The 12,106-nt window shown below is 38.1% G+C and carries 16 protein-coding genes and 1 pseudogene; 3 read left to right on the top strand and 14 right to left on the bottom strand.

The window, feature by feature from the left end; all coding sequences use genetic code 11:
• The first annotated feature begins 17 nt into the window (after positions 1–17).
• A complete protein-coding gene (locus OQE68_RS23465; RefSeq protein ID WP_180569791.1) occupies positions 18–815 on the top strand; it encodes a TatD family hydrolase in 798 nt (265 codons plus the stop codon).
• 168 nt (positions 816–983) lie between these two features.
• On the top strand, positions 984–1,313 hold the full coding sequence (locus OQE68_RS23460; RefSeq protein WP_180569790.1) for a glutaredoxin domain-containing protein: 330 nt from the start codon (positions 984–986) through the stop codon (positions 1,311–1,313).
• Positions 1,314–1,403: 90 nt separating this feature from the next.
• On the opposite strand, the gene OQE68_RS23455 is transcribed toward OQE68_RS23460, so the two are convergent.
• A complete protein-coding gene (locus OQE68_RS23455) occupies positions 1,404–1,823 on the bottom strand; it encodes a GNAT family N-acetyltransferase (RefSeq protein WP_180569789.1) in 420 nt (139 codons plus the stop codon).
• 209 nt (positions 1,824–2,032) lie between these two features.
• Here OQE68_RS23455 and OQE68_RS23450 point away from each other — a divergent pair, with 209 nt between their 5' ends.
• Positions 2,033–2,554, top strand: a complete 522-nt coding sequence (locus OQE68_RS23450) for a hypothetical protein (protein ID WP_180569788.1) — start codon at positions 2,033–2,035, stop codon at positions 2,552–2,554.
• Positions 2,555–2,563: 9 nt separating this feature from the next.
• Here OQE68_RS23450 and OQE68_RS23445 read toward each other — a convergent pair whose 3' ends face one another.
• The 13 genes and pseudogenes from OQE68_RS23445 to OQE68_RS23385 all read right to left on the bottom strand — a co-directional run bounded on the left by OQE68_RS23445 (position 2,564) and on the right by OQE68_RS23385 (position 11,953).
• Positions 2,564–3,424: a LysR family transcriptional regulator gene (locus OQE68_RS23445; protein ID WP_180569787.1), complete on the bottom strand. Its 861-nt coding sequence runs from the start codon at positions 3,422–3,424 to the stop codon at positions 2,564–2,566.
• A 53-nt stretch (positions 3,425–3,477) separates the two neighbouring features.
• The gene (locus OQE68_RS23440) at positions 3,478–3,933 is read right to left on the bottom strand and encodes a GNAT family N-acetyltransferase (RefSeq protein WP_180569786.1); all 456 of its coding nucleotides are present in this window, start codon (positions 3,931–3,933) and stop codon (positions 3,478–3,480) included.
• Positions 3,934–3,986: 53 nt separating this feature from the next.
• Entirely contained in the window at positions 3,987–4,466 is a 480-nt protein-coding gene (locus OQE68_RS23435) for a nuclear transport factor 2 family protein (RefSeq protein ID WP_180569785.1), read from the bottom strand.
• Between the two features lie 84 nt (positions 4,467–4,550).
• Positions 4,551–4,763: pseudogene (locus OQE68_RS30655) on the bottom strand (VOC family protein); the annotation flags it as partial.
• 65 nt (positions 4,764–4,828) lie between these two features.
• Entirely contained in the window at positions 4,829–5,314 is a 486-nt protein-coding gene (locus OQE68_RS23425) for a GNAT family N-acetyltransferase (RefSeq protein ID WP_180569784.1), read from the bottom strand.
• Positions 5,315–5,494: 180 nt separating this feature from the next.
• Positions 5,495–6,319: an alpha/beta hydrolase gene (locus OQE68_RS23420; RefSeq protein WP_266195805.1), complete on the bottom strand. Its 825-nt coding sequence runs from the start codon at positions 6,317–6,319 to the stop codon at positions 5,495–5,497.
• Positions 6,320–6,524: 205 nt separating this feature from the next.
• Positions 6,525–6,932, bottom strand: coding sequence for a hypothetical protein (locus OQE68_RS23415; protein ID WP_219340114.1), 408 nt, complete (start codon positions 6,930–6,932; stop codon positions 6,525–6,527).
• 93 nt (positions 6,933–7,025) lie between these two features.
• Positions 7,026–7,424, bottom strand: coding sequence for a GFA family protein (locus tag OQE68_RS23410; protein ID WP_180569781.1), 399 nt, complete (start codon positions 7,422–7,424; stop codon positions 7,026–7,028).
• A gap of 45 nt (positions 7,425–7,469) precedes the next feature.
• Positions 7,470–8,231 carry a hypothetical protein gene (locus OQE68_RS23405; protein WP_180569780.1) on the bottom strand — a complete coding sequence of 254 codons (762 nt, stop codon included), beginning with the start codon at positions 8,229–8,231 and terminating at the stop codon, positions 7,470–7,472.
• Between the two features lie 132 nt (positions 8,232–8,363).
• On the bottom strand, positions 8,364–8,516 hold the full coding sequence (locus OQE68_RS23400; protein ID WP_180569779.1) for a hypothetical protein: 153 nt from the start codon (positions 8,514–8,516) through the stop codon (positions 8,364–8,366).
• A gap of 225 nt (positions 8,517–8,741) precedes the next feature.
• The gene (locus OQE68_RS23395; protein ID WP_180569778.1) at positions 8,742–9,386 is read right to left on the bottom strand and encodes a hypothetical protein; all 645 of its coding nucleotides are present in this window, start codon (positions 9,384–9,386) and stop codon (positions 8,742–8,744) included.
• 54 nt (positions 9,387–9,440) lie between these two features.
• On the bottom strand, positions 9,441–10,106 hold the full coding sequence (locus tag OQE68_RS23390; RefSeq protein WP_219340112.1) for a phytanoyl-CoA dioxygenase family protein: 666 nt from the start codon (positions 10,104–10,106) through the stop codon (positions 9,441–9,443).
• 320 nt (positions 10,107–10,426) lie between these two features.
• Positions 10,427–11,953 (bottom strand): FGGY-family carbohydrate kinase, encoded by a 1,527-nt coding sequence (locus OQE68_RS23385; protein WP_353618567.1) that lies wholly within the window; start codon positions 11,951–11,953, stop codon positions 10,427–10,429.
• Between the last annotated feature and the right edge of the window lie 153 nt (positions 11,954–12,106).

Here is a 12,106-nt window from a genome sequence, read left to right as displayed (position 1 = left end):
AGTAAATAAACGTTCTTATGAGTGAGCAGCTTAATTTAATTGATATTGGTGTTAACTTAACCAACAGCCGTTTTGACAGTGATCGTGAGGCAGTCATCGAACGCGCTATCAACGTGGGTGTTACCACTTTAGTACTCACCGGCACTGACTTAGCCGAGTCTGAAGCAGCCCTTAGCCTATGTCAGCAATGGCCAGAATATTGCTTCAGTACAGCAGGGGTTCATCCACATTACGCAAAGGATTTTCATACCAGCCAAATCAATACCCTGAAAGGATTAGCTAAAGAGCCCCAGATAAAAGCACTAGGGGAAATGGGATTAGATTTTAACCGAAACTTTTCACCTCGCCCTATACAAGAGCAAGTCTTTATCCAGCAACTTGAGCTGGCCGTAGAACTTAAACTACCGGTTTTTTGTCATGAACGAGACGCCTTCGAACGTCAGCGAGATATTTTAAAAGACTTTCGTGATCACTTAGTAGATATAGTAATTCATTGTTTTACTGGAGAAAAATCATCTTTATACGGCTACTTAGATTTAGACTGCCATATTGGTATTACTGGCTGGGTATGTGATGAACGACGGGGCTATCATTTACATCCATTATTAAAAGATATCCCCGACAACCGTCTTATGGTTGAAACGGATGCACCTTATTTGCTACCCAGGAGTTTAGAAAAAAAACCAGCTAATCGACGCAATGAGCCTTGTTATTTACCAGAAGTAGTAAAAACCATCGCTAAACACGTCAATAAACCCTTTGAGCAAATGGCTAAAGAAACCACCGAAACAGCAAAAGCATTTTTTAGGCTTTAAATAAATCTACCCTGCAATGGGTAGTCTGAACTTACCCTATTAATCATTGACCTTGTTTAGTTTGAGACAAATAAGCCTTTATAAAATCTGTGAATAGTCGGCACTATTTATTCCAAGCTATAATAAGTTTTATACACACTCAGCTTATATCTAAAATTGGTCGTTCTAATGGGTAAGTTTTTGTTGGTTTTCATTGTTCTAGTAGCGGCATTTTTTGCCCTAAAGCCTGGTAGTGCTCCATTTACAGCGAGAGAGGTAAACCCTACCTGCGACATCATTATGTTTTCAACAAGCTGGTGCCCTGTTTGTAAAAGTGCAGGAGAATACCTTGATCGAAAAAACTACAAATATTGCGAAGTAGATATTGAAAAAGACTCTGTTGCTTATGACTATTATAAACGTTTAGGTACGCAAGGTGTTCCAACGATACTCATTGGTGATCAGGTGACAGTTGGCCTTAATCCTAGGGAAATAGAAAAATATATGGATAAACTATAAATTGTAGACAACACCTTGTATGCATATTATACAGTGAGCCTTAATGGTTACAACCGTATAATCACAATGCACCATTAACTTGATAGACATCTACTCGATAAAGCCAATTTGCCTACCTAACTCTAGTGGTAATTTACTTGATGTCATCATCGCTGTTTTCATTGTGTGAAAGTTATTTTTTTCATAAAAGTCAGACTTTCCTGGTTCTGCATAAAGAATAATACGCAAATGATGATTTACTTGCTTAACTAAACTTTGAAGTATTTTAGAGCCTACACCTTTGGATTGATGATTTAGTGATACTGCCAGGTCACATATTACAGCACAGTCAATCTCATCGCCAAAGGCTCTACCTACACCAATTATTTTTCCTTTTTTATATATTGCTGAAATATATTTACTCGATTCGAATGCTTTCTTTATCTCATCTTTATTCCGACTTCCTAACTTTACTTCTTTAAATAAACTGTATAAATCATCGTAGGATTTAATATAATTAATAATTTCCATGACTTTCTTTCCACTTCAGTGCAAAAAAATACTGTTTAAGCAAACACCAAACCTGCTCAACGAAATATACCAATATCACTCAAATTTTAGCACTCTTTAAATTAAATACTTACCCATAGATTCCCCCTATGGTATATATCGTTCACACCTATTTTCTTTTCTTCCCAATACCGATTAGGATCAAACTAAACCAAAAAAAGAGCACATCAATGAAACTAAAGATAATAAATAAACTGTTTTTTTCAGTAGCTTTAGGGTTAACAACTTTAGCCTCAACTAATATTCATGCCAATTCAGATAATAACGTCTATATCAATTCTGGTGACTGGATAAAACAAAGTGGTGACTTTGTTACCTTAGACCGCTCAGCAAAACAAGTTGAGTTTTTTGTTCATTACCCCCAACTTAGAGGCGGTAACTGTGGTATTGGTCTAGCGCTTAATCGTAGAAATAGTTATACAAAAATTTATCAAAAGCTTATAAAAAAAATTACCGTTTCTAATATTTATCCTACTGACTCAGAAACAGGCGAGCTAACACCTGTATCTGTTAGTAACAAAGGCGCTACATTCGCTTTTAATTTTGACGCTCAATACTACGGCACAATTGTTACAATAAGCACTAAAGGCAGTAAAACATTTGGTGAAGTATTTGATTCGTTATCAGCATTTGATAATGTGCATGCCCTAGCAAGCGCAGTGAGTTGTAAACAACTTGACACCCAAAAATAAGCTCTCGGACTAGTGTTCAGATAATATCATTCTAATCTCATGCCTTAACTTCTGACTAATTGCATTACTTTGAGCATCGGCACGATAAACCAAACATAACTCATCTATAACCGTTGCATTTACGTCGTCGAGTTTACGCAACGGTTTATGGCTTACTTTAGCAACACGTTTAGGCAAAATACCCAATCCCGCCCCGTTTGCAACCAGTGCAGCGATCACTTCAAGGCTATTTGAAAACTCTATTTTGAACAGATGAGGTATTTTTTTAAGTAGCTCCTTCGTTTGCTTAAGATTCGGATCACAATATAAAGTGAAATTTTTATCAAGTACATTTTGAATAGATATTATGTCTCTATTACCCCAAATAGTCACCTCATCAAAAAATAATCTTTGAATGACTAAATCAGGATGACGAACCGGGTTGATCACTAATCCAAAATCTATTTCATGGCTAATCACTTGCTCAGTAATTTTTCGGGATAAATCATGAACAAAGTTAAGGGTCAACAAAGGGTATTTAGCTTTTAGTTTAGGCACAATAGTAGGCAGTGTATAAAGTGCCACAGAGGGATGACAGCCAATTGTAAAACTACCACCCATTTCAGTACTCGCTCGGATAACACTTGATTTAAGTTGATCCCAGTCAGACATGAATTTTTTACTTAGAGTCTGAAGCTCAACCCCTGCTTTAGTAAGTTGTACACCATTGCGACTTCTAATTAATAAAGCCGTACCAAAGCTTAGCTCTAAGCGTTTCATCGCGGCACTGATACTGGGCTGAGTAATCCCTTGTCGCTCAGCTGCACGAGAGAGATTTTTGGTATTGGCTACTTCTAAAAAATAGTTCAAATCATCAAAAGTGGGTTTCAAATAACACCTCTGGCTAGTAAAAGTAAGCAACAGGAGTATAGTTTAAACACCCGTTAACTATTTATATTAACAGACTTACCCATTACAATAAGCTTATCATTTGTTTTAAAACCCAATGCCCTATAAAAACTTTCAGGAGTCGTATCCCTCTGCGTAACTAGGTAAACTCTTGAAACATTTTTTGCTATTAGCTCATTATTAAGAGTATGCATCAGCTTTTTCCCCAGCCCTAGTCCTTGCATTTTTTTTGAAATACATATTTCTCTCAAATAGAAACTTTGAGACCCACGCCATTGTTCAATTTCACCAATCAGAAAACCTTGAATCTCACTTTCATTCACTACTTTTAAACCAATAGAGTATGGTGGAGTCAAAAAGTTATGTAACCGATTAAAAGCATCCTCAAGATCCCAATCTTCATTCCAAGGCTCATCTTTAAAAGTATTCACATATAATTGAGCGCATTCAACAAGATCATCTTCATCTAATGAGAGAAATTGATAATTCATAAGTGTTCCAACCAATTAATTACCTGATTAATGACAGCTACCTAAACCTATTTTTACAACCCCATCTCACTTAAACCTGGATGACCAAGTGGCCTCATGCCTAACGGCCAATGCAATTTACGTTCACTAATTGCTATTGGAAGATCATTAATACTAGCAATTCGGTGCTCCATAAGCCCAAATTTATCAAACTGCCAATTCTCATTACCATACGACCTAAACCAATTTCCAGAATCATCATGCCATTCATATGCAAATCTAACAGCGATACGGTTTTCATTATATACCCAAAGTTCCTTCACTAATCTATACTCAAGTTCTCTATTCCACTTCTTAGTAAGGAATTCCACTATTTGATCACGACCAGAAATAAACTCTGATCTATTTCTCCAGACACTTGCGTTAGTATAGGATTGAGATACTTTTTTAGGGTCTCGACTATTCCAGGCATTTTCTGCCATCCGTACTTTTTGAGTAGCGGTCTCTAAGTTAAACGGTGGAAGTGGTGGCCTTGAATCCTCTTCTTTTATCATTTTATACTCCTTATGTTTTACTAAATGAGTTAAGCAAGGAACGAGCGTAAGCCATATTTTTTGCGTTCGCTCTTAAAGCGTCTATTATTCCCTCTCAGCTATTGGATGACTGGGGTTCAGTTGCAATAAGTCCCACAGATTTCCGTAAAGATCTTCGAAAACTGCCACTAAACCATATGCTTGCTCTGTTGGAGGCCTTACAAAATTTACCCCCGCAGATACCATTCGATGATAATCACGCCAAAAGTCATCTGTGTTTAGAAATAGAAAAACACGGCCACCCGACTGATTGCCTATACTATAAAGGTAACCTCTAATATTGCCACATAGAGAGTACTGAAAAATGTAAAATATTGGCTTGATTATTTCGTTATAATCCCGAGTTTCATTTTTAAAAGAGACCACTTTTGAGCATGAAACTGTCGTGAGTTTTCATCAACTTCGTAAGTGTTAAATCCAAGTGATTGATAGCATTTCACTGCTGAGTGATTATGAGCAAAAACAGCTAAAGTAATTTCACGAGCTTTCAGCTCACCCTTTGCATACTCGATTGCTAACTTAATCAGGTGAGAAGCGTAACCTAAGCCTCGAAAAGCTGGGGCAATGAAAATACGACACAGACGTACACACTCCTCTGACTCTTTCACCAACTCAATGAAACCAACTTCTTTAGAGTCAACTTTAAATAAAAATGGGTACACACCTGCTTTTGAAAGATGAGCGTCAATTTGCTCAATTGATAAAGGGAAAACATATACAGGCCCACCCCAAAGGTAATTTAGTTCTGCATTGTCAATCCATTCTATCAATAAAGAATAGCTTACTGATGTAAAAGGAACTAATTGCATATGATCTCTATTAGGTTATAACTGACAAAATTCAGGGTAGATAAATATTAAAAACTATCCTTAATATTATTAGCTGGATAGCTTTGTTATGAAATTTATCCCCTAAGCTTTTCTCTAACTTCCATCAATGCAAAGCCTAAAAGATTTATACCTCGTCAACGGTTAGGGTTGCTAATTTTTTCATTTCTTACCATAAATCCAATCTAAACCCTGTATTGCTGTCGTTGGAAATGCTGTTGCATGGCTTGCATCTTTGATTATAGACAGCTTAAGATCAACTCTACTTTTAAGCTGTTTATTAAGCTTTATTGCTAGGGCTTTAGCTCCCGCGACCATATCATTTCTCGCACCAAATGTTGGCATTTCTAAACTACCAACTGATAAATAAACCTTAACTGGGGTACGGGGCATTTTCATTGGTTGCGACAATATGTAGTTATTTTTATACCAAACAGAAGGGCTGCCAATAATATAGCTATCAAACATGTCTGGGGAATTAAACAAAATATAGGCACCCAGTAAACCACCTAACGAGTTTCCCACAAAAGTACGTCGTGATGGGGCTGCTCGGTAGTTATTTTCTATATAAGGGAAAACAACTTCTTTAATAAATTTTGAATATCCATTAGCATTGCCTGTTTCTCGCTTCCAACCTTCATCCTTAACTGGTGTATAGTCTCTAACTCTACTCGAATTATCCGTTGATCCTTTTGAATATGAAATTCCCACAATAATAGCCTCTTCCATTCCCCCTCTATTCATTGGAAAACGTGTTGCCCCTGAGACGATTTGAAAGCTGTACCATGCATCCATTAAATAAATTACAGGGTATTTTTTGTCAGCACTTGAATTGTAGGAACGGGGAAGCTTAACAAATAAGGGGTAAACCCTTTTAATTGTAGGTTCCTGAAGCTCAATTACTTCGCTTCTTGGAATCTCAAACGCCTTATCAGCGTTCGCAAGATAACTAAAAACAGCAAGGAAAATAAATATTACTGACTTCACTGATGTTTCCTTTATATACAACTGCAATATAACTATGAATTGATGACTGTATAACAATGAGAATAAATTAACATTTTGAGTACGCGATGTTTCTATTGTTCAATAATATATATCTGGTTGTCTTTTCTAAATTCAATTTTTTGTCGAGTGAAAAGCCATACCGCTAGTTAGATGCCCATCACGCTTTTGAACTTTTATTCCATTGTTAAATCGCTTTCAGCCTTTCACAAATTTCTATAATAATTCTATCTAATCTCTTGTTTGATAATGATTTTACAGAATATTCTAGGTCGGATTTATTAACGCCTTGGCTTTTGTTATACATTTCAATTATTTGTTTTTTAGTTGTTTTTTTAAATGAAAAGCCAGGAGAGATTGTGTGTCTACTTGCTGAATACCAGAATTCCTTACCAGTAGAATCAATGGCCTTAATAATCTCACTTTTTTCAGCAGGAATAGACTTCAAGCAATTTTCTGCTAGCTGATTAATATTGAAGGCTGAATACAGTCGATCGACGGAAATGATTATTACCGGATAAACTGGATTTCTCAGTATTACATTAAACTCTACTTTACTCATTGTTTTGTTTTCATCAAGTTTCGATTTGCTCAAGCTAACGCTAAGCTCACCTGCACACTAAAGGATTACTGCTTTTTAAGCAGTGCTTTAGTGTGTCAGTGTGGGGCGCATTGTTATACATTTAACTTACGACTCGAACGGATGCTCATCGAATTGTTTTGCTGAATCGCCAATTTTGAGCCAGTCCGGTTTCTCTGAAACAAGCTCGTGAAATTTATTTTCCAGCTCAATATCCCCATCTATGCAATTGACCGCCAAAGGAAATGATTCTTCTTTTGACAAAATCTCTCCAAGTGCAGTGCCGCATATCGAGCAAAAACACCTATCGTAATTATAGGGAGGCTCAGCATAATACGTGGATATTTGATCACGACCCTGAGTTATCCGAAACGCTTCAGCTTTGACAAATACGAGAGTGCTTGCGCCAACTTTTCGGCATCTGGTGCAATGGCACGTACCCATCATACTAGACATTTCGGTTAACTCAAACTTAACCGTCCCACAACAACAACTTCCTTTTATCACTGTAAATCTTCCTTTTTATGTATATTGTTAAGCACTTTCTCTCATTTAATTTTTTCTTCGGTTTTTTCTTCTCGATTGTTTTTGTTTTGCTATATGTTTTCTTCTCTGACTTTTTTCTTTTTTATTACTATGCGAATGCGACTTGATTTGGGCCATGCTTAATCCAGGTATTTTTTGACCTTCGTCAACAATATGAATGGTTTCGTTACCATTCCAAGTCTGGAATATGTCTGGTTGCCTCTGTGTATCATAATCAATTCCAACAACTCCCTGAAGTTGAAATTCTTTGGCAACGCCTTTTTTTATCATTTCATGATCAATAATTACCGTTGGACATTCTATACAGAAAAAACCCGCTGGTGCAAACATAACTCGTGGTGCAACCTGAGTTGCATAAATAAAATTTGCATAATATTGTCGAACTTCTAGTTGGCATCGGGGACAAGTTTTGGAATTTTTAACATATTTTAACTCATAAGCGTGCTTCACTTTTCCATCATATCTTGGAAAATCCATTCCCGCTGTTATCACCGCTCGGAACTCTGCCTGTTCTTCCTCATTTAGAGAATCGCAGTTCACATTTAAAACATCCCCTTCACAACGCATTTTTATGACATCTTTGCCTTCTGTATAAGAGCCTTTTGGTGATCGAGAAAAAACTCCAAATAAAGATAGCAGCATTCTGAAAGGCAAAAAAATGACATTCAAAATTACTGAAAAAGTGAGAACTAAAAATGATAGTAGATATTTCATAATATCAGTAGGTGTTATATAGCTAAGAAAACAGCACAGTTTTTCATAACGCACAAGGACCATGACTGAGTGATTCAACATAAAAGAAATTAATTAGGGTCAAAATTAATTGGGGTCAGGTCTTGCTTTGCCACTTAACCTCTACTCAAAAGAGCTTAACCATGGTTAATTGAAGATAGTAAAATTTCAATTATATGGCAAAACAAGACTTGACCCCAGGTGTTTTGCTACTGGTACTTCGGCAACTGTCTCATCAAATTTTCGAATCATCTTTAATTCAGCAACAGAAGGGTCATCACTTTTAATCTTTATCACAATTGTAAACTCCAGGTGACTCATTTAGATAATTCCTACTGAAATATAAAGACAAATGCTAACTGGTTGCCAAAAGTGGAGCGTGAAGTAGCTGAGCTTATGGCAATCCAGGTTTAGTGACTGGTTAGAGGGTGAACTTTCAGCACCACTCATGTTTATATTTTGCTCTGGTCTCACCACAACTTGCTGCAGTTTACTGGAACCCAATTATTCAACAACTATTGTTGTACCTAACCTGAGGCTCAATAGTTAGCTTTTACCTTTAATTAAATTAGCTTCTAATTCTTCAGCAAGTTTAAAAGCTAGTTCATTGTTACCAATAGACTCCATTGTAAGTACTCTTCCCAAGCATAAGCTGTATTCACTCGTTTCAGCTACTGCATAACCAGGAATATCAAATCGGTGTACTTCTCCAGTAAAGGGATTTTTGCCTTCTCGATATCCAAGGTGATTAATACCTTGAACGTTTTCGATAGCTTGTAACCATTCATCTAACATTATTGGGTTTAGTATTGACTCACCTGGAATATCTGTCCGACAGATCGCTAACTCTCCTTGTTCCAGATCTTGCATGATTGGACACTCTTGCACAGCATTCTTAAGGAATTGGTCCAACACCATACCAGTCTTTTCTATGCCCACTGGATCGTGGGAAAGAAGAAAAACCTCAGCATCTCGATTTGTTTCTACAAAATAGTAGTTTCCACAACCATCGCCTGACAAAAAGAACCTATTCTTTATTTCTGACTCATTCAAGTTTGACCATAATTCGAGATTAAGTACACACAGTGTTTTGACATCAAATCCAGTAGGCATTTTCCCAGAATATAGTATTTCTGAATATTCAGGTGGAACCGATAAACTCAGTCTTTTCTCTAGGTTAGTTATATCCATTATAGTTTCCGGAAAACTAACTAATATGGCAAAACAAGACTTGACCCCAGGTGTTTAAGCCCATGTTAAGCCCTGTGGTAACTTAAAGCCGCTGTACTCAATATGAACAATACGGCGATGATGCGGTGTTGTCCCTTTACTTGAAGAGTGAAGTAACAGAGGCCTCATGATTAATAAATCTCCAGGCTTTGCTAGACAGGTATATTCTTCTGACTCTCTCACCACTCGATCTTGTTCATTTTTACTAAGAATGCCCAAGCTATGGCTTTTGGGAATAACCTTTAAGCAACCATTACTCTCATTTGCATCATCAAGATGTATGCGGAAAGTCACCATATCTTCTAAAACTTTCAAATTTGGCTGAACATGATTAATGCCATCCTTTAAGGTCCATGGCCCCCAACCGGGTATTGCTTTCTTATCATTTACTGAAATTGTCTTATCTTGATGCCAAGTGACAAGCCAGTTTTTATCGGGGGTTTTATCAAAGACCATAACTCGAACCACTTCAGGATTGCCTGATAAGTAGCTTTCAGCTTTGTTTCGAAGTAAGTTTGAGTCAACGAGTTTTTTGACAGAGGCTAATTTTTTCTCTGCATTACGAATTCCATGCTTTGGAAAATCAGAATCTAAAGCTTCAATTTCATCAATGATTTTATTTATTGAATCATTGTCTAGAAAGCCAGGATGGATCTCAAATCCGTTTTCTTCAACACTCAAAGTGCACACCATCCTTACTCGTAAAATACAACATATTGTTAGACAAGCCCCTTCAATACAATTTGCTACGCTACCGCCCTTGAGCACACCCAATTTTAGTAACCACACACTTCTTTGCAGCTTATATTTTTCATCACTACACTGATTTGAAAGCACACAACCTGCTGTATGCTTTCGATGAATTGCTTAGCGGATATTGTTAACAAATTCTCACTAAAAGTGAAGGACAACATCGCCCCTAACTAGGAGTACGGCCGTTGAAATGCTGCTATAAAGGAAGTGAAATGATCCTGATCAGAAAAGGTATACCGCGTTAGGGTCTACTCTGGGTAGCCAGTGATTTTTCTGATGGTTTGGTAAAAAGGTTTAAGCTGTCGGTACATTTTTAAATAGACTTCATTATACAGGGCATTATACCGGTCAGCATTTTCCTTAATTGGCTCAAATACATCGCCTGTATGTACCATCTGTTGTACTGCAGTTTCGATTGTGGAATGTAATTTTAAGCCAACGGCTGCGTCGATGGCAGCTCCTAGCCCAGAGGTTTCAAAGGTATGGGGCCTGACTGCAGGCATATTAAAAATATCGGCGGTGATTTGCATGGCGGCCTGGCTTTGGGCACCACCACCGGACACCCGTAGTTGTGTAATGGGGGTTTTAGCTCGGCGCTCGATAGTTTCTTTACCTTCTCTTAGGGCATAAGTCAGCCCTTCTAAAATGGCTCGATACATATGGGCGCGAGTATGCACATCACCAAAACCTAAAATAGCGCCTTTAGCAGCCGGTTCTTTTAAACCAGGAGACCAGTAAGGTTGCAGCATTAGCCCCATAGAACCGGCCGGAACTGACTCAACTAGTTCATCAAATAATGTTTCTGGTTCGGTACCCTGTACTTCCGCCAACTGTTGTTCTTTTAAGCCAAACTGTTCTTTAAACCAGCTGACCATCCAGTAGCCACGATAAATCATCACTTCCGTATTATAAGCTGTGGGTACTGCTGCAGGGTAAGGAGGAATAAACCGTATAGGTTCAATGTACTTAGCATTTGTCGTATTAATGGTAGCGGTAGTGCCATAACTTAAACAACCAATATCTGGGGTTATACCCCCCGAGCCTAATACTTCACAGGCTTTATCAGAGGCAGAAGCAATAACGGGTAAACCAGCAGGAATCCCTGTTTGTTCCGCTGCTTGCTGAGTAATCTGCCCCATAATAGTAGTAGGTGCCACCAGTCGTGGTAATTGCTCAGGTGCTACACCACTGCACATCCACTTCCAGTCTTTGGGCCTGGCCCAGGCCAGCCTTTTATAATCAAAGGGCAAATAGCCCACCATAGAGCCAATTGAATCTACCCATTCACCTGTGAGCTGATAATTTAAATAGCCTGATAATAATAAAAATTTATCGGTTTGCTCCCATAACTCAGGCTCATACTGAACTAACCAATTAGCTTGTGCTTTTGACCGAAAGTAATTAACCGTTGAATTTAATCCTAACCCGGCAAATAACAGACGCCAGGGTTGAGGTACCTTGCCACGTAATTCAGCTCGCCGTTGGTCTAGCCATAAAATCGCTGGACGTAACGGGCGCCCCTGTTTATTCATGGCAATCACAGTGCCCCGCTGGGTCGTCACCGTTACCCCAGCCAAGCGTTGTTTAATACTGGAATCTAGCTGCCATAATTGCTGGCATGCTGCCACGACAGACTGCCAATAATATTCCGGTTGCTGCTCTGCCCAGCCTGGTTTAGGAGAAAAATACGGCTGTAAAGGTATTTTGGTTTTATACTGCAACTGTCCAGCCAGGTTAAACACCAAAGCACGTACACTTTGGGTACCATTATCAATGGCCAGAATTAATGGATCTTGAGTAATAACTAATCTCCTAGGTCAATCAGCAAACTACTTTTAGTTTTTTCTCCTCAAACGAGGTTTTTTCGGAGCAAATCATTACTCCCTCCTACCTATCAGGCTATCAAAAAGCTAGTAGATATGGGGTAA

Source organism: Spartinivicinus marinus (genome assembly GCF_026309355.1).
GTDB lineage: Bacteria > Pseudomonadota > Gammaproteobacteria > Pseudomonadales > Zooshikellaceae > Spartinivicinus > Spartinivicinus marinus.
Note: the sequence above shows the minus strand (reverse complement) of the source record. Positions and strands in the feature narration are given on the sequence as shown.